The organism is Bacillus sp. FSL R9-9497 (genome assembly GCF_038005805.1).
Classification (GTDB): domain Bacteria; phylum Bacillota; class Bacilli; order Bacillales; family Bacillaceae_G; genus Bacillus_A; species Bacillus_A cereus.
This window is the reverse complement of the sequence record NZ_JBBOTY010000001.1, coordinates 1,957,341-1,974,461: the sequence shown is the minus strand read 5'-3', so window position 1 is coordinate 1,974,461 and position 17,121 is coordinate 1,957,341. Positions and strand designations below refer to the sequence as shown.

Here is a 17,121-nt window from a genome sequence, read left to right as displayed (position 1 = left end):
CATCATTTATCTAGGCTTTTTCTTCCCAGTAAATGCTGGTTTCTTTTTCTTTGGTGCTTTCGGTTTCGTTTCTACGAATGATCCTTTGAACATTTCTTGCTTCGTAAATACGATGCCTAGTTTTTTCGCAAATTGCAGTAATTTGCGCTCTTCTTGTGGAGTTACAAGAGATACGACAGTTCCTTCTTTACCCATACGTCCAGTACGTCCTGAGCGGTGAATATATTGGTCTACTGTGTCTGGTAACTCTAGATGAATTACATGTGTTAAATCGTCAATATCGATACCGCGCGCTGCAATATCAGTAGCAAGTAGAATTTCTAATTTCCCTCCGCGGAAAGCACGCATTGTCGCTTCGCGCTCTTGTTTACTTGCTTCTGCATGAAGAGCCGCCGCTTTCATTTTACGGAATTTCAATTTCTCTGTAATTTCATCTAAACGGAATGGATCGTTTAAGAAAGCAACTGCTTTTACATCGCCCATATGCATAATTCTTCTTACGTAATCATTTTTTTCGCGTCGCTCACAAATGATATACGTATGCTCAACTAAGCTTTTTGATTCTGCACGTGTTACACGTACTAATTGTGGTTCCACTGCTAAATCACGTGCCGCATCTTCTGCCGCTTTTGTCATTGTCGCCGAGAAGAATACTAATTGACGATCGCGCATCGTTGATTTAATTACATCTTGCACTGCGCCCATCATTTTTTGCTTTACAATTTGATCAAACTCATCAAATACAATTGTTTTTACTTCATGCATTTTTAGCTTTTTCATACGAATTAATTCTAAAATACGGCCTGGTGAACCGACAATTACTCTTGGGTGTTTCTTTAATTTTTCAACTTGGCGCTTAATATCTGCACCACCAATTAAAGATGCACCTGAAATTTCAGTTCCTGCTGTAAACTTTTGAACCTCTTCATGAATTTGCATTACAAGTTCACGTGTTGGCGCTAAAACAACAACTTGTGGCTGTTTTACTTCAGGATTAATTTTATGTAAAAGTGGTAATAAGTACGCTAATGTTTTTCCTGTTCCAGTGGGAGATTCAGCTATAACGTCTTGTCCTTCTAAAATAGTTGGAATCGCTTGTTTTTGAATTTCAGTTAACTCTTTAAAACCAGCCTTCTCCCAAGCTTGTTGTAAAAATGGTTGCATATCTTTTATCATTTGTTTTTCTCCTTTATCTCTATTTTTGAAGAAAATGCTGTATTGTTCGCACCGTTTCTATCATGTGTGAAATAACAGCTATTAAATCATCAACATGGTCTTCTGTAATCGCTTTTTGAAATAGAACCTCTACCTTATTATGATATGAAATCGCTTGCTTATTATATTCGTATGAAACTTTCTGCATAATCATTCTTTCTTTTCCCCATATAGAACGTATTAATGTTTCAATTTCTTCGCATTTTACTTCTGGTTGTTCTAACGGGAATGAAAATGCTAGCTTCATTTCACAACCTGGTGTAAACTGAGGCACTTCTAGTATTTCACCAGACAAGTTCTTTGCATCCACAGATAATGAAAATGTTGCTTCTACTAATGGTTCAAACGGTTCTGTTAATTGAAATGAGATATGATATATACGACTTAATGAAGCAAGATCCATCATATCTTTTCGATCTGTTACAAGAATATCTCCATGTAGATCAAAATCATACACAGCACCTTCTACGATTACTTTTAAATTGTCAAAAGCAGTTGGATCAAACATAATTTCCTCCAAAAAACAGGCGCCTTTCGATGGAAAGGCGCCACTTGATGTATATATAGTTTACAGATAAACGAGATGAATTACAACCTTTTAGAATAAACCTACTGCTTTTCCATCTTCATTTACATCCATTTGAAGTGCTGCTGGTTGTTTTGGAAGACCTGGCATTGTTAACATTGTACCTGTTAACGCAACGATAAAACCTGCACCGATAGATGGTTTTAACTCACGAATTGTAACAATAAAGTCAGATGGACGACCTAATTTTGTTGCATCGTCAGAAAGAGAGTATTGTGTTTTCGCCATACAAACTGGTAGGTTACTCCAACCTTCTCCTTCATATTGAGCTAATTGCTTACGTGCTTTCGGAGCAAATTCAATATCTTTTGCGCCATATACTTTTTGAGCAATTGTACGAATTTTTTCTTCTAAGGGTAATTCTAATTCATAAAGTGGTGCGTAGTTGTTTTCACCTTTTTCGATTTCTTTTAGTACTTTTTCAGCAAGGTCAACTCCGCCTTGGCCACCTTTCTCCCAAACTTCTGTTAAGGATACTGCATAGCCACGCTCATTACACCACTCTTGTAAGTATGTAACTTCTGCATCTGTATCTGTAATGAATTTATTAATTGCAATTACGAAAGGCACACCGAAGCTTTGAATTGTTTCAACATGCTTCTGTAAGTTTTCCATACCTTTTGCTAATGCATCTACATTTTCTTCTTTTAATTGATCTTTTGCAACGCCGCCATGCATTTTAAGCGCACGAATCGTCGCAACAATAACAACTGCTTCTGGTTTAATGCCAGCTGCACGAGCTTTAATATCTAAAAACTTCTCAGCGCCTAAATCAGCACCGAATCCAGCTTCTGTAATAACATAATCACCTAATTTTGCTGCCATTGTTGTAGCGATAACACTGTTACAACCGTGAGCGATATTCGCAAATGGTCCGCCATGAATGATAGCTGGTGTATTTTCTAACGTTTGTACTAAGTTCGGCTTTAATGCGTCTTTTAATAATAGTGTTAACGCACCTTCTACACCTAAATCTTTAACCGTTACAGGTTGATTTGCAAAGTTATAGGCAACTACGATGCGAGATAAACGTGCTTTTAAGTCTTGAATATCTGTTGCAAGGCAGAACACGGCCATAATTTCAGATGCTACTGTAATGTCAAAACCGTCTTCACGTGGTACACCTTGTACAGGTCCACCAAGACCAATTACTACGTTACGAAGGGCACGATCATTTAAGTCAACGCAGCGTTTCCAAACGATTTTACGCGTATCAATTCCAAGTGTGTTTCCTTGTTGGATATGATTATCAATAAACGCTGCTAATGCGTTATTGGCAGTTGTGATCGCATGGATATCTCCAGTAAAGTGAAGGTTAATGTCTTCCATTGGTACGACTTGTGAAAAACCGCCACCTGCTGCTCCACCTTTTAATCCCATCGTCGGTCCAAGAGATGGTTCACGAAGTGCAATTACTGTTTTCTTACCAATTTTGTTAAAAGCTTGACCTAAACCAACTGTTACTGTTGATTTACCTTCTCCAGCTGGAGTTGGGTTAATTGCTGTTACTAAAACAACTTTACCGTCTTTCTCATCTTGTAAGCGCTTAAAAATATCAAGAGATAACTTACCTTTATAATGCCCGTATGGCTCTAATTCATCTTCTAAAATATTTAAATCAGCTGCAATTTCTTGAATCTTCTTCATACTCGCTTCTTGTGCGATTTCAATATCGGATTTCACTGTTGTAGTAGTTGTCATATACCCTAGTCCCCCTTTAATTGGTTCTGATGATATTGTATCAGTTTTTTGTATTTTCTGCACTTATTTACCTCCTAAAAATTCTTTCATTTCTTTATACGTTTTTTAACATAAATACCCATAAGAATGTTAACGATTGTTGCAACTCTGTAGGTAGTTGACCTAACATCTTCTCATTTACTCCGCGCTTATATACGCCGATGCCATCTACAACTTTAAAACCTTGTTCTTTCGCTAACTGTTCAAATTCCCAAGGCATCATTGTATTACAAACAACGTCTTTTCCGTACAAGCGAGGATAACTATTCTCTCGTGGCTTTGCTGTCGGTCCTAAAATTGCAATACATGCATATCCATCTTTCTTTAACACACGCTTTATTTCATTTAACGCTCGTAATGGCTCTTCCGTCCATTCTAAAGAATTAATTGCCATAATTGATTCAAATTGCTCATTTTCAAATGGTAATGCAGAAAGATCTCCTTTTATAAAAGATAAATTCGGTCCTTCTCCGCGTTCCTTACCTTTTTGAATCATCACTTCCGATAAATCTACTCCCACTGCTTTATAGCCTGCGCGACTTAATTTATATGTACCGTACCCATCACCACAACCAACATCGAGCACTAGTGCTTCTTTCTTCACGTATTGTTCAAAAAACGGAATAATTGTGCTCCTACTCCCGCTGTCCCACATCTCTTGACTATTTTGATGCCAAAACTCTGCACTACTATCCCATTTCTTTTCTGCTGATTCATGCCAATTAAATTTCGTCATACATTCCCCTACCTTCACGTATTATCATTCATTTCATTCTACATCATTTTCCAAAATTCCTGTTTTATCCCGCTTGCAGTAAGATACCTACCTCAAAATTCAATGGATGCGGATCAGTTAATGGGAGAGAACTGCTCATAAAAATCCAATTGTTGCTGGCTGATAATCAGTCCTAGTGGAAAAAATCCCACACTTTATCTTCACTAGGAGATGGATATGTTAACGATGGAATGCGTATTCTCCAATTTTTGCTTTACTTGGGTTTAACTCATACTCATGCTCTTCTCATTTTGAAAGATACTATAGATACACCCAATTGAAAGAGAGGGATGTACATGCGAAGAAAGAGAAATCATCATTTTAAAAGTGGTGAAAAAAACGAAGAGTATGCTGCTGAAATATCACCAGCTGGCATTCCAATTAGACATAAGCGTAAAGAAATTGCAAATGAGATAGAAGGTACAAATACCGGCGCAATGGTAGGCTATGTCGCTTTATTTCTTTCGTTATTCTCCATTGCTTTTTATCCCGTTACGCTCGGCTCCCTAGCAATTTTAGTTGGCTTATTAGCTGTCAATTTCGGAGCAAGAACACTTGGATATACAGCAATTGGTTTTGGTAGTTTTTCTGTTTTATTTACTTTACTTTATCCGCTTGCTTTGTCAGCGTTTTAAAAAAACACACCAAGTTATACTTGGTGTGTTCATTCATGATACAACATAATATGACCGCATCCACAACAATGTTTCGCTGTAATTTCTTGAAACACTGGATAATTTTCTTCATCTCGATGCTCAATAAATACTTTTTCAAATCGATACATGTTTGGTGCATATGCCCAATCTTGTTTCGTACGTGCATATAACGTTGAGGAAAAAAACTCCTCACCACCGCAAACGATACATGTGTTCTTCATCGCTATCCCTCCTATGCTTGTCTTACTTCATCTATATGAACATAAGCATAAAAAAAAGACCTTCTATTACTAGAAAGTCTTCTCTGAAACAAAAAGAAATGTACCAAACATTCCTACTCCGCTATATTCTTTTGAAACACCAGCTTCTGTTTTAAATGTTTGCTTTACAGTCATAAAGAATACACCATTTCGTGCATCTGTACTTTCAAATTGTAGTTTTTCTTTTTTACCATCTACATTTTGCGTGCATTCAAAACTACTCTCATTACAATTCAACGCATACTTATCCTCTACATACACTTTAAAATCTGATTCTTTCGGACAAGTTATAAGTAATATTGCCACGAGAATAATACTTATAATACCCACAATTGTATAATATTTCTTCATTTGTACTCCTTTCAAATGACAAGAAAACTTGACTTCATACGCCAAGTTTTCTTAGTCAACAACCCATTGCCACTCTTGTTCTTTCTTATCAAAAATGAGCCAACCTGTTTCTGTTGCTTCCTCTTTCAATTCATCGATATTATCTAACACCTCATCCGTACTTTCATACGAACCAACTACATATACCGGAATTTCAAGACCTCTTCTTGACTCAATCTTCCCTGCTAGATCTATGTAAAGACCATCTTCCATTAGTGGAATCAGTCCCATGATCAATTCTTTTGAAATTGCTGGGAAAATTTTTGATTTTTGGAAGAAAGAAAAACGTTTCTTACCGAAAGCACCGAGTTTATACGGAATGACTTTACTTAACATTCCTACAAAATCAGCAATTCTACGATAATACACTTTGTTGTACCATCCGTCATCATGTGAAAAATAAACAAATCGATTTTTCAACAGCGGAAAGAATGTTCTTGCAAGTGGTTCTTTTTTGTGAGCCAAATATAATAATTCTGCAATTTCTTTCGGCTCTAATTCATCTAAATCGCTTGCATCATCAAAATCTACCCAACAAAATTCATCAAATTCATCAATCTCTGCTTGAATTAACTTATGTATATTTTCTTCCTCAACATATTCAAATAAAGTATGATAATGAAAATCCGTCCATTCAAAGTTGTGCTTCAAAAGCAACACTTGATGAAGCGGTGAAGGGATGTTACTCGCAAACTCTTTAAACGTAATTCCTGATGTAATAAAACAATGACCTCGACGATTACCATTAATATATATCATATTCTTTACTTGGTCAGATCCTCCAGACAAAGCACCTAGCCACCTTCGTTTTATATGTTTCAATTCTATAGCATATTTTAACATGAAAAATTTTAGAAACATAGAAAAAACTTCAAAAACTATTTACAATTTCATGTGTTTTATTACATAGTGATTACAAGAAAAAACGCCTGCTCATAAGCAGGCGTTTTTAAAGGATTTCATCTGGGTTTTGAGGATGATGATTTCCCTCTTTCTTTTCTTCTTTTTGGAACATCGATTGAATTTTATCAATTGTTTGTGGAGCTAATTCAATCATTTTTTCTGCTAAATGTGTCGCATTTTGTAGATGAAGAATATTTACTCCATCTTTATTCACCACAAGAAATGCTACTGGTGTAATCGAAACACCACCCGCGCTACCGCCACCAAATGCAGCGTTACCGTTCGCTCTTTGTCCATCATTCGTTTGGAAATCAGAACCTCCTGCTCCAAAACCGAACGCTACTTTAGAAACCGTTAACACCACACCACCGTCAGCCGTTTGAACAGGCTCTCCAACAATCGTATTTACATCAACCATTTCTTTTAAATTTTCCATTGCTGCTTTCATTAACCCTTGAATTGGATGATCCACCGTTCATAACCTCCTTTGTCATATCTTTCCTAGTTTTTCCGAAAGTTTGTGAACTAAACATAAAATTTTATATTGATTTCAAAAAACTTAAGTTGTAATATTTAGAAAAATAAAAAAAGAGGTCAATTCGTTATGATGCGAAAATTAACAAAGAAAGATCATGAACAAGTATTCGCTTATCTAAAAGAAGAAGCAGCCATTAACTTGTTTATTATTGGAGATATTGAAGCTTTCGGTTATGACACAGATTTTCAAGAATTATGGGGAGTATTTAAAGAGAATGGAACATTAAAATCAATTCTACTCCGATTCCACGATTCATTTATACCCTATAGTAAAGAAGAATTTATTACCACTGATTATGAGGCACTTCTTTCCGCATATAAGCCGCTTAAACTCTCTGGTAAATCAACTATTGTAGAAAAGTTTGAAACTGCTCCAAGTCTACAATTAGGCGTCAAAAATGAAATGTATTTTTGTGAATGTCTAAATGACAACTACTTACCTAGCACACCAATTCATGAAACAATTAAACTTGCCTCACTCGATGATATAGAACGAATTATGAGATTACGAAGTGACATTGCTGAATTTCCAGTTGCTAATGAATCAGAGAAAATATTAAGACAAGCTCTCAAAACAAATACAGGACACACATATTATATTGAAAAAGACGGTGCTATTATTGCATCCGCCTCTACTTCCGCTGAAAATTCATTATCCGCTATGGTAGTTGGCGTATGTACACATTCGAATTATCGCGGAAGCGGATACGCTTCGCTCATATTACAAAAAATGATTCAAGACTTTACGAAAGAAGGCCGAACGCTTTGTTTGTTTTATAACAATCCAGCTGCTGGGCGAATTTATAAACGATTAGGGTTTAAAGATATTGGGATGTGGACGATGTATCGATAATAAGAAGTAACTCTATAAGAGGAAATAGTCGTAACTTAGTAATACAAGCAAATTACAAAATAACCCACACCGTTATTATGAAGATGGAGAAACTACTTGTAAAGCCGTGCCCCTAACTAAAACATGTCATGTATTCAAGCTAAATTTAGACAGATAAATGCCCCAGTTGCATCTACTCCAGCAATTGGGGCGTTTACCCTCAAATTCTTTCCACTATATTTATGAAACATTTATTCCACTTATGTCGCTATTATCATTACGTGCAAATGCTCTTTTTAATATTACTGCTTCTTATTATACTGTGCTTTAAAATCAATATATTCCTGTCTCGCGTCCTGATTATTACCTTGTTGACTATCAAAGTATGTGTGTATTTGTGATATGTGTTCTACTGACTTTCCTTCTTCATTTCTCTTTTTATAATTCACTACAATACTCACTTCCAATATCTGCTCTGAGCCCTTTGTAAACTCAATATGCAGTGCGATCGATCCACCACCATATTCATCATATTGTATTTTCAACTTATCATTAATAATATTTTGAAACTCTGATTCAGTTAATGTATATCCAACAGTACTAGGCTGACCAAACTTTTTTATATCACCTCCTGGCTTCATCTTTAGTTTCCCTATCCCTTTTAAACGATCTACAATTAAGTTCACGTATGAAACATCCAGACTTGAATCCGTACTTTGTACCTGTCCATTCTCATAACTAATATTTGTACTATAATTAACTTCTTCTTTATAATTTTTATTATCTACTTCCGAGGTAATTTCTTGTGTTGTATTTCCATATAAACTTTTATCTTTCGTATTATATATGCCTTTCGAAGTTTGATAGATTGTTTTACTGTGCTCTCCATCTTCCTTTTGCTCATATGTACTATATATACCTCTTTGTTTCACATAGGCATATCCATCATCACTAGCGGACATAACCTTTTTCATATCACCTTCATCCAAAGCTTTGACAAATGGCTTATAATCTATCTTCGTCTCCCCAAAACTACATCCACTTAATAAACTTGATACTATTAACAGAACTATCATCATCCTAGCTTTCTTCTTTAACTTCATACTGACACCCCCTTGATTTCTCTAGGCATTTTTAGGTTCATTACATTCCCATTTTGATAGTAATATAGTTCACCTTTACTTACCGGTATTTATTAACTCATACAGATTATATTGAAGATACTTTAATTTTTAATAGCATCGATTTTTATACAATCCTTAATTGTTTATATATTCCGTTCGAATTTTCAGAAATCAAAACTTATTTTATTTCTTTGGCTTGCTTTTTTTCCTTTTCTTCATAAAGCTTTAGTCTTTTCTGACGTTCCTTTTCGTGCTCTTCCCACGAAATATAAAATGACGGAAACTTAAATCTACAATAGGCTAATAATTGGAATTCAGCTGCACCTATGGCTACCGCGTACATTACAAGAGTTCCTGCTATATACCCTGCTAATATCTCTATTTCATAATCATTATGAAAATAAATTAAAATAAGAAGGATTAGTGCATATACCGTAACACCAATCATTACGTTGTTTTTTGTTTTACTAAAAAATGAAGCTGCCCTTTCATCCATACTAAATGCTCCACTCTCTGCTTGTTTAAAGGTATCAATTGTTGTCACAAGATGAACAAAAACTGCTCCTAGAAACAATAAACCCACATACAATAATGTAATTTGATCAATCGAATAATTTGAAATTGCTGGAAGTATAAACAATGTGAATCCTATAGTTCCCAGCTGAAATGTACATAATAATATCACAAGCGCTTGCAACCTTTGACATTTAAAACGAACTTTTGGAAATAGATATAGAATTAAAAAGATTACTTGCAAGGTATATAAAACTAATTCAATACAAACAATTATTTTGTCAAAGAGATTTGGATAGTAACCCCAGCCAAATTTAACTAATGCTCCAAAAATAAAAAGCATGAATAATGAACTATAAACAGTTGCGCCAAGTATAAACACCATGGAGCGTTCTGGGCTTAAACGATTTCTACATGTAATTCTAAATTCATCTAAATCTTCTTCTTTTATGTTCCACATTTGTTAGCTCCACCTTTCCCCGAACTATAGTATATTACCAAAATAAAGATTCAATTTTCGTAGTCACTGATTTTATACCTTTTTATGTTCATCACCACTCTTAACTATCTCTTTTGTTGTACTGCGCCTTGTATTTTAAATATTCCTGTCTCGCATCTTGGTTATTATCCTGTTTTCTATTAAAATACGTTATTATTTGGAACATATTTTCTACTAATTTTCCATCCTCATTCTTTTCTTTAAAATCTATATCTATCCTCATTTGCAAAATTTGTTTTGGATTTTTTGAGGCATCCAGGTGCAATACGATTGTTGCTCCATCAAATTCATCGTATTGTATCTTTAATTTATTATTAATAATATCTTTAAATTCAGATTCAGTTAGTCGATATCCCACTGAATTAGGCTGATCAAACTTTTTTATATCACCTTCGGGCTTCATCTTTAGTTTCCCTATCCCATTTAAACGATCTACAATTAAGTTTACGTATGAAACATCTAGATTTGAATCCGAACTTTTCACCTGTCCATTTTCATACTTAACATGAGTACTATAAATAGTTTCTTTTTTATAATTCTCATTTGTCCTTTTTCCCTTGTCTTTTTCTATATCAGTCATAACTGTTTGTATCGCCTCTCCATATAAACTTTTATCTTTTGTATTATATACACCTTCCGTAGTTTGACGAATTGTCTTACTATACTCTCCATCTTCTTTTTGCTCAAACGTACTATAAATACCTCTTTGTTCCACAAAAGCATACCCATCATCACTTGCAGACATAACCTTTTTCATGTCACCTTCATCCAATGCCTTAATAAATGGCTCATACTCTACCTTTTCTTCAAAAAAACTGCATGCTTGTAGTAGGCTGATTGTTATTATGATAGTAATCATTTTAGAAACCTTTTTTATGTTCATTTCATCATCACACTACCCACTCTACATTTTCGATCAGATAACCTTCTAATCACTTTAATCACCTTACATAATTAAATTTTCTTTTAGAAGTTAAAATACTCTCTTGTAAATAATTACTTTTCTATCATCAAAACGTACAATACGCACTTTCTTTATGCCTTACGTTTCGATTTACCTTTTTTATTTTTCTTTCGATATCTTGGAGTCTCTCTTTTATGTTGCTCCCACGTTTTATTAAATGATGGAAATTTAAATCTGCAATATGCTAATAGCTGAAATTCAGCTGCACCGATTGCTATCGTATACATTAAAAAGGTCCCTACTACATACATAAATAAATCATCAAACCCATAATCGTTATGAAAATATATCAAAATAAGAATAGTTACTGCGTATAGTGTAGCCCACTTCATCATCTTTCCTTTTGTTTTACTAAAGAAAGAAGCAGACCTCTCATCCATACTAAACGCACCTTCACTTGCCAATTTAAATGTATCTATTGTTGTTACGATATGAAAAATTACTGCTCCTAAAAGCAATAAACCCGCATACAGTATTGTAATCCAATCAATTGAATTATTAGCCATTTTAGTAACAGTCAAAGCAATAGGAGCTATTGTTGCCAATTGGAATGAACATAATAATACGACAAGGGTTTGTAGTTTTTGAAATTTAAATTGAGCTATCGGAAATGAATAAATGACGAAAAGAATTATTTGTATAATATATAAGAATACTTCTAACTTAACAATTCCTATATTAAAGAGAAGCATGCAGTAATCCCACCCGGCTGATAAAACAATAGAAAAAATGGTTATTGAACTAAATAGTATTCCTCCAAACATAAATCCTGTAGCCCCCTCAGGACTTAAACGATCATTACATGTCATCCTAAACTTATCTAAATCTTCTTCTTTTATATTCCACATCCTGGCTCTTCACCTTCTATACGTTTCAATTATTTTTCAAACACTAAAATTCTATTAATATATTATTTATCCCGCTTTAATGGGCAGTAAGACCCCCACCTCAAAATGCAGCGAAAGCAAAGAAGTTAGGTGGGGGATCAACTGCCCATAAAAGTCCGATTGGTTCAACTAATAATCAGTGGGGGATGAAGAAAACCCCCACTGATTAAAGTTTCACTTTATTTTTCGTTTTGAATTTCTTATTTCGCTTTCGAATTCTCCCACCCATTCTCTCATTCTCTTCCCATGACATATTAAATGACTTGAATTTAAATCTACAGTACGCCAATAGTTGGAATTCTGCCGCTCCAATTGCAACCGCATACATTAATACAGTTCCCACTCCATACATAACAAAAAAATCAATTGAATAATCATTTTGAAAATACATCAAAATAAATAATATTAATACATATATTATAGCCCCCTTAATCATAGCTCCTTTTGTCTTACTAAAAAAAGAGGTGGATCTTTCACCACTACTAAACGCACCTTCACTTGCTTGTTTAAATGTATCTAGCGTTGCTACAATATGAATAATAACTGCCCCTACAAATAGTAGCCCAGTATACATCCTACCAGTTGAATTGTCAGCCATTTCAGAGACAATCGAAACTACAAATAATATCGTTCCAAGCTGAAACGCATATAATAATATAACGAGCGTTTGTAACTTTTGAAATTTAAAACATGCTTTCGGAAATAGATATATAATTAAAAATATAATTTGAATACTAAATAACACAATTTCAGTTTTAACAATTGTTCTATCAAAAAAATTGTTGTAGTAATTCAAATTCCCTACAAAAATAATAAACATAAATATTGAAATATAAAATATTGTTCCAAGCATAAAACCCGTAGCACCTTCAGGACTTAAACGGCCTTGACATGTTATTCGAAATTTATCTAAATCTTCTTCTTTTATTTTCCACACCCTGACATTTCACCTTCTATACAGTTTAAATAATTTTCATCCACTAAAATTCTATTCCATTCTTAATATTTTTAAGTACATAGATTTTTGTACAACTAAATTCAGATAATCTTTTAGGTATATCATTACCATATTAATTACCATAATCATCTAATCAGAATGCTTTTTGATGGTTCAAGTAGTGTCTTTTTTCCTCAAAAGTTCCAAATATTCTTCTTTCAATTAAGTATAACCGTCTTCTTGTCACCTTCATCCAATGCCTTTATTAGACTCTCATACTCTATTTTGATTTACCAAAACTATACGCGCTCAGTAAAACATAACTGTTATCACAGTAACTATTTTTCACTACCCCTTTACTCATATCTTCACAACATTTATCGTTCTCAAAATTCAATTAAAATATATTATTTTTGATTTATATACTCTTTTTCATAATTTACATATTCTTTTTTGGAACTTTGATTATTATCTTCCCTGGTATGATAATATGTTGAAATCTCTTGATTGCATTTTATAAGCTTATCTTCTTTTTTTTCTTCATAATTTACCGATATTGTTATTTGTGTTATTCTCATTTGATTTTCTTTTGTATCATTAGGCGTATTAAACTCAATCATCAATATTGCAGAATCAAATTTATCATATTTTAAATTTAACTTATCATTCATTATGCTTTTAAACTGTAATTCAGTTAAATCATAGCTTATTATGCTCGGTTCACTAGATCTTTTTTTATCTTCACTCGGTTTCAATTTACTAAGTTCATTTAATCCTCTAAACATTAATTTTACATATGAAACATTCATAGCTTGATCCTGGGCTACTGAACGGGATTTTTCATTTTTTAAATTTGTACTATAGACCGTTTCTTTTTTGTAATTTTGATTACTACCAACGTTTTTATCATTTTTTATATCAGTAACAACCTTTTGAGTTGTTTTCCCATATAAGTCGTCTTCTTTCACATTATATACTCCATGGGTTGTTTGATATATTATCCTGCTATGTTCACCATCTTCTTTTTCTTCATAAGTACTGTCGCTAGTCTCTTCTTTCACATATGCATATCCATCATCACTCGCAGACATAACCGTTTTCATATCACCTTCATCCAATGCCTTTACTAATCTCTCATACTCTATTTTTTCCCCGAAACTGCACGCGCTTAGTAAAAACGTTACTGTCATTACAATAACTATTTTTTTAACTAACCTTTTACTCATGCCATAACTACACCTTTCCCCTTATTTTATACATTACTTATTATTCAAATATTGTTTTTTATACTCCTCATATCGGGTTTTAGAAGCTTTATCGTTATCTTCTTTAGTATTTAAATAGATTGCTATTTTTTGATCATGCCTTATTAATCGGCCTTCTTTATTCTTTTTTTCATATCCCATTGTGATGCTTATTGTAGTGAATTCCATTGGATTTTCTTTTGAATCTTTCGCCGAACTAAATTCCATTAATAATATTGCTTCATCAAATTTATCGTAGTCCACCTTTAACTTATTATTAATTATTTCTTGAAATTCCGATTCAGTTAAGTAATATGTTACCTTGGATGACTCACTAAATCTTTTTTTATCTTTTTTTGGTCTTAAACTATCTATTCCCTTTAATCTATTAAATATAAATCGAACATTCGAAACATCCAAATTTTGATCTGGACTTTTTGATTGATTATCTTCATATTTAATACTAGTTCTATATACAATCTCTTCTTTTTTTTGCTCACTATTTAATGAACTAGCAATTTCTTGCAAAGTTGTTCCATAGAACTTTTTTTCTTTAATATTGTATACTCCTCCTGTTGTTTGATATACAACGCTAATGCGATTATCATTTTCCGCCCCAAACGTGCTATCCCTAACCTCTTCTTTCACATAAGCATACCCATCATCACTCGCAGACATAGCCGTCTTCATATCACCTTCATCCAATGCCTTTACTAATCTCTCATACTCTATCTTCGTCTCCCCAAAACCACATCCACTTAATAAATTTGCTATTATTGACAGAACTATCATCATCTTGGCTTTCTTCTTTAACTTCATACTGACACCCCGTTGATTTCTCTAGGCATTTTTAAGTTCATTATGTTCCTTTTTGGAAAGTAATACATTTCACCCTTATTTACTTTTCGTTTTAGATTTTGTATTTCGCTTTCGCATTCTCTCATTCTCTTCCCATGACATATTAAATGACTTGAATTTAAATCTACAGTACGCCAATAGTTGGAATTCTGCCGCTCCAATGGCTACTGCATACATAACAACATTACACATAACATAACCAAACATTGTGTTTAATGAGTAATTATTATTTATATAAATCAAAACAAGAAGAATTAACACATAAATTACAGCACCTTGTATAACATGTCCCTTTGTTTTACTAAAAAACGAATCTGATTTGTCCCCACTACTAAATGCACCTTCGCTTGCTTGTTTAAATGTATCAACTGTTGTCACAATATGAACAATAATTCCACCTAATACTAATAGACCTACATAAACACGTGTATTGAGATCAATTGAATGCTCAATCATTCCAGAAAGAACAAATAACGTGCATCCGATAGTTCCAAGTTGAAATGCATATAATAATATAACGAGCGTTTGTAATTTTTGAAATTTATAACGAGCTTTAGGGAATAAATATAGAATTAAAAACATTACTTGCAAACCATATAACACTAATTCAATCCTAACAATTACCTTATCAAACAAGGTAGTATAATAATCTATTCCTCCTATAAAAATAATAACCATAAATAATGAAGTATAAAATATCGTTCCGAGCATAAATCCCGTCGCACCTTCAAGACTTAAACGCCTTCTGCATGTCATCCGAAATGCTTCTAAATCTTCCTCTTTTATATTCCACATCCTGACTTTTCACCTTCTATACAGTTTAAATAATTTTCATTCACTAAAATCCCATTACATTCCTAACTTTTTAAGTACATTCATCTTTGTGTAACTATATTCAGATAATATTATCTCTATATTAATTACCGTACATAATCAGAATACTTTTGATAGTTCAAATAGCCTTCTTTCTCCTCAAAAGCTCTAAATATTCTTCTCTCTTTTACTTAAGCATATTCCTCATACTCTATTTTTGTTTCCCCCGAAACTGCACTCACTTAGTAAAAACGTTACTGTCATCACAATTGTATCGAGATAACATAGCTTTAATTTTATCTTCAGAAAGGTGATAACCTCCCATCAACAATATGCTAGGAGGTTATTACAGTTATTTAAAATTTGTTTTTTATTTTAATGGATTCGATTTTTGCAAATAATAATGTTATTTAATTTGAGCAGCGAATATTAAAAACATACTGCTTAATAACTCGTAATTAAGTCTTCCCCCTCATATCTAGGGTCTTTCTCAACTTTACCATCTTTTGTTTTGATGACTTTTAGTCTACCTAACCACTCTGCTCCGTTATATGTCTCTTCACTTACCCATACATTATGCTTTTTACCATCTACCTCAACTACTAATGTGGGGTGTGTAAACATGAATTCCTTCTCTACATGCCTACCTACAATTTCTGCATGTAATGATGTACCTTCTTCAACTAATTTACTATTTTGATACCCTTCGATAATAGGTAATCCAATAAATACAAAGAATATCAGTCCAAATACGATTACTTTCTTCTTTGTACTCCATTTATTCTTTTCTTTCAATTCCTTCTGTCTCGCTTCTCTTTCTTCGCGTTCATCCAAACTCTCATTTAAAGCATCTTCCCATGCCTTAATTTCCGCTTCGATTTCTGCTTCAGCTCTTGCTAGTTGTTCTAGTTGTTCATCGGTTGCTACCATCTCATATGAGTTGTCTCCAACCAAACGAATTTCAGCACCATTTTCTTTTACTTTTCGCAAGTCTTTTTCTGTACAATTAAACTCTCGAATGATTTCCCCTTGTGTGTTTACCAGTCTAACGTAAATGTTTTTTTTCTCCTTCTTCTTAAACATCTGAACTCCCCCTTATTTGTTTCCTATCATAGATAACCCTATTGCAATAAGATAAAGAAAACGATAATAAGGAAAGTCTTCCCTTTGCTTACTTGTGTTGTAGAACCTTCCAAGACAGCCCATATAAAAATTGGGAAAAGAAGAATACCTAGGAGAATATCAACTAACTTGTTGCTACTCTTCTTTAGTGGTTTTTCTTCTACTATCGATTTTATCTGAACAGATTCTTTTCTTATTTGTTTCGGTTTCTTTTTCTTGCGTCTATGATTCACCCAACATACTCCTTTTAGAATAACTTTTTCCTA

At 33.5% G+C, this 17,121-nt stretch carries 20 protein-coding genes and 1 pseudogene; 2 read left to right on the top strand and 19 right to left on the bottom strand.

Annotated features, from left to right (window positions below; all coding sequences use genetic code 11):
- Positions 1–6: 6 nt before the first annotated feature.
- From MKY21_RS10280 to MKY21_RS10265, 4 genes are all read right to left on the bottom strand, one after another.
- Positions 7–1,176, bottom strand: a complete 1,170-nt coding sequence (locus MKY21_RS10280; protein WP_000588613.1) for a DEAD/DEAH box helicase — start codon at positions 1,174–1,176, stop codon at positions 7–9.
- Positions 1,177–1,195: 19 nt separating this feature from the next.
- Entirely contained in the window at positions 1,196–1,723 is a 528-nt protein-coding gene (locus tag MKY21_RS10275; protein WP_000460218.1) for a hypothetical protein, read from the bottom strand.
- A gap of 90 nt (positions 1,724–1,813) precedes the next feature.
- Positions 1,814–3,502, bottom strand: coding sequence for a formate--tetrahydrofolate ligase (locus MKY21_RS10270; protein ID WP_014482011.1), 1,689 nt, complete (start codon positions 3,500–3,502; stop codon positions 1,814–1,816).
- A gap of 94 nt (positions 3,503–3,596) precedes the next feature.
- Positions 3,597–4,277 carry a class I SAM-dependent methyltransferase gene (locus MKY21_RS10265; protein ID WP_137074706.1) on the bottom strand — a complete coding sequence of 227 codons (681 nt, stop codon included), beginning with the start codon at positions 4,275–4,277 and terminating at the stop codon, positions 3,597–3,599.
- A 335-nt stretch (positions 4,278–4,612) separates the two neighbouring features.
- Here MKY21_RS10265 and MKY21_RS10260 point away from each other — a divergent pair, with 335 nt between their 5' ends.
- Complete coding sequence (locus MKY21_RS10260) at positions 4,613–4,951, top strand: hypothetical protein (RefSeq protein WP_001253201.1); 339 nt, start codon at positions 4,613–4,615, stop codon at positions 4,949–4,951.
- Positions 4,952–4,980: 29 nt separating this feature from the next.
- Here MKY21_RS10260 and MKY21_RS10255 read toward each other — a convergent pair whose 3' ends face one another.
- From MKY21_RS10255 to ytfJ, 4 genes are all read right to left on the bottom strand, one after another.
- Positions 4,981–5,193 (bottom strand): hypothetical protein, encoded by a 213-nt coding sequence (locus tag MKY21_RS10255; RefSeq protein WP_000798747.1) that lies wholly within the window; start codon positions 5,191–5,193, stop codon positions 4,981–4,983.
- A 69-nt stretch (positions 5,194–5,262) separates the two neighbouring features.
- A complete protein-coding gene (locus tag MKY21_RS10250) occupies positions 5,263–5,583 on the bottom strand; it encodes a hypothetical protein (protein ID WP_000761171.1) in 321 nt (106 codons plus the stop codon).
- 51 nt (positions 5,584–5,634) lie between these two features.
- Positions 5,635–6,411, bottom strand: a complete 777-nt coding sequence (locus MKY21_RS10245; protein ID WP_000014087.1) for an oxalate:formate antiporter — start codon at positions 6,409–6,411, stop codon at positions 5,635–5,637.
- A 160-nt stretch (positions 6,412–6,571) separates the two neighbouring features.
- Positions 6,572–6,997, bottom strand: a complete 426-nt coding sequence (gene ytfJ / locus MKY21_RS10240) for a GerW family sporulation protein (RefSeq protein WP_000349986.1) — start codon at positions 6,995–6,997, stop codon at positions 6,572–6,574.
- Between the two features lie 132 nt (positions 6,998–7,129).
- On the opposite strand from ytfJ, the gene MKY21_RS10235 reads away from it, so the two are divergent.
- On the top strand, positions 7,130–7,915 hold the full coding sequence (locus tag MKY21_RS10235; RefSeq protein WP_341076118.1) for a GNAT family N-acetyltransferase: 786 nt from the start codon (positions 7,130–7,132) through the stop codon (positions 7,913–7,915).
- A 281-nt stretch (positions 7,916–8,196) separates the two neighbouring features.
- Here the strand turns inward: MKY21_RS10235 and MKY21_RS10230 are convergent, their stop codons facing one another.
- From MKY21_RS10230 to MKY21_RS10180, 11 genes and pseudogenes are all read right to left on the bottom strand, one after another.
- Positions 8,197–8,997: a DUF3952 domain-containing protein gene (locus MKY21_RS10230; RefSeq protein WP_000768487.1), complete on the bottom strand. Its 801-nt coding sequence runs from the start codon at positions 8,995–8,997 to the stop codon at positions 8,197–8,199.
- A 199-nt stretch (positions 8,998–9,196) separates the two neighbouring features.
- Positions 9,197–9,991: a hypothetical protein gene (locus MKY21_RS10225; protein WP_048567944.1), complete on the bottom strand. Its 795-nt coding sequence runs from the start codon at positions 9,989–9,991 to the stop codon at positions 9,197–9,199.
- 100 nt (positions 9,992–10,091) lie between these two features.
- Positions 10,092–10,913, bottom strand: a complete 822-nt coding sequence (locus MKY21_RS10220; RefSeq protein WP_001999669.1) for a DUF3952 domain-containing protein — start codon at positions 10,911–10,913, stop codon at positions 10,092–10,094.
- A gap of 152 nt (positions 10,914–11,065) precedes the next feature.
- On the bottom strand, positions 11,066–11,842 hold the full coding sequence (locus tag MKY21_RS10215) for a hypothetical protein (RefSeq protein WP_000267121.1): 777 nt from the start codon (positions 11,840–11,842) through the stop codon (positions 11,066–11,068).
- Positions 11,843–12,047: 205 nt separating this feature from the next.
- Positions 12,048–12,818 carry a hypothetical protein gene (locus MKY21_RS10210; protein WP_044797219.1) on the bottom strand — a complete coding sequence of 257 codons (771 nt, stop codon included), beginning with the start codon at positions 12,816–12,818 and terminating at the stop codon, positions 12,048–12,050.
- A 218-nt stretch (positions 12,819–13,036) separates the two neighbouring features.
- Positions 13,037–13,084: a hypothetical protein gene (locus MKY21_RS10205; protein ID WP_229163603.1), complete on the bottom strand. Its 48-nt coding sequence runs from the start codon at positions 13,082–13,084 to the stop codon at positions 13,037–13,039.
- A 141-nt stretch (positions 13,085–13,225) separates the two neighbouring features.
- Positions 13,226–14,044, bottom strand: coding sequence for a DUF3952 domain-containing protein (locus MKY21_RS10200; protein ID WP_044797220.1), 819 nt, complete (start codon positions 14,042–14,044; stop codon positions 13,226–13,228).
- Positions 14,045–14,077: 33 nt separating this feature from the next.
- Positions 14,078–14,881, bottom strand: a complete 804-nt coding sequence (locus MKY21_RS10195) for a DUF3952 domain-containing protein (RefSeq protein ID WP_000768458.1) — start codon at positions 14,879–14,881, stop codon at positions 14,078–14,080.
- Between the two features lie 75 nt (positions 14,882–14,956).
- A complete protein-coding gene (locus tag MKY21_RS10190; RefSeq protein ID WP_000267149.1) occupies positions 14,957–15,715 on the bottom strand; it encodes a hypothetical protein in 759 nt (252 codons plus the stop codon).
- Positions 15,716–16,177: 462 nt separating this feature from the next.
- Positions 16,178–16,816, bottom strand: a complete 639-nt coding sequence (locus tag MKY21_RS10185; protein ID WP_044797221.1) for a hypothetical protein — start codon at positions 16,814–16,816, stop codon at positions 16,178–16,180.
- 12 nt (positions 16,817–16,828) lie between these two features.
- Positions 16,829–17,088, bottom strand: a pseudogene (locus MKY21_RS10180) (hypothetical protein).
- Between the last annotated feature and the right edge of the window lie 33 nt (positions 17,089–17,121).

Bases quoted from the DNA above. Each gene is read 5' to 3' on its own strand.
- MKY21_RS10195 (WP_000768458.1), bottom strand. From the start codon at position 14,881: ATGAAGTTAAAGAAGAAAGCCAAGATGATGATAGTTCTGTCAATAATA.
- MKY21_RS10220 (WP_001999669.1), bottom strand. From the start codon at position 10,913: ATGAACATAAAAAAGGTTTCTAAAATGATTACTATCATAATAACAATC.
- MKY21_RS10255 (WP_000798747.1), bottom strand. From the start codon at position 5,193: ATGAAGAACACATGTATCGTTTGCGGTGGTGAGGAGTTTTTTTCCTCA.
- MKY21_RS10225 (WP_048567944.1), bottom strand. From the start codon at position 9,991: ATGTGGAACATAAAAGAAGAAGATTTAGATGAATTTAGAATTACATGT.
- MKY21_RS10250 (WP_000761171.1), bottom strand. From the start codon at position 5,583: ATGAAGAAATATTATACAATTGTGGGTATTATAAGTATTATTCTCGTG.
- MKY21_RS10230 (WP_000768487.1), bottom strand. From the start codon at position 8,997: ATGAAGTTAAAGAAGAAAGCTAGGATGATGATAGTTCTGTTAATAGTA.
- MKY21_RS10265 (WP_137074706.1), bottom strand. From the start codon at position 4,277: ATGACGAAATTTAATTGGCATGAATCAGCAGAAAAGAAATGGGATAGT.
- MKY21_RS10235 (WP_341076118.1), top strand. From the start codon at position 7,130: ATGATGCGAAAATTAACAAAGAAAGATCATGAACAAGTATTCGCTTAT.
- MKY21_RS10200 (WP_044797220.1), bottom strand. From the start codon at position 14,044: ATGAGTAAAAGGTTAGTTAAAAAAATAGTTATTGTAATGACAGTAACG.
- MKY21_RS10260 (WP_001253201.1), top strand. From the start codon at position 4,613: ATGCGAAGAAAGAGAAATCATCATTTTAAAAGTGGTGAAAAAAACGAA.
- MKY21_RS10185 (WP_044797221.1), bottom strand. From the start codon at position 16,816: ATGTTTAAGAAGAAGGAGAAAAAAAACATTTACGTTAGACTGGTAAAC.
- MKY21_RS10190 (WP_000267149.1), bottom strand. From the start codon at position 15,715: ATGTGGAATATAAAAGAGGAAGATTTAGAAGCATTTCGGATGACATGC.
- MKY21_RS10215 (WP_000267121.1), bottom strand. From the start codon at position 11,842: ATGTGGAATATAAAAGAAGAAGATTTAGATAAGTTTAGGATGACATGT.
- MKY21_RS10270 (WP_014482011.1), bottom strand. From the start codon at position 3,502: ATGACAACTACTACAACAGTGAAATCCGATATTGAAATCGCACAAGAA.
- MKY21_RS10275 (WP_000460218.1), bottom strand. From the start codon at position 1,723: ATGTTTGATCCAACTGCTTTTGACAATTTAAAAGTAATCGTAGAAGGT.
- MKY21_RS10280 (WP_000588613.1), bottom strand. From the start codon at position 1,176: ATGATAAAAGATATGCAACCATTTTTACAACAAGCTTGGGAGAAGGCT.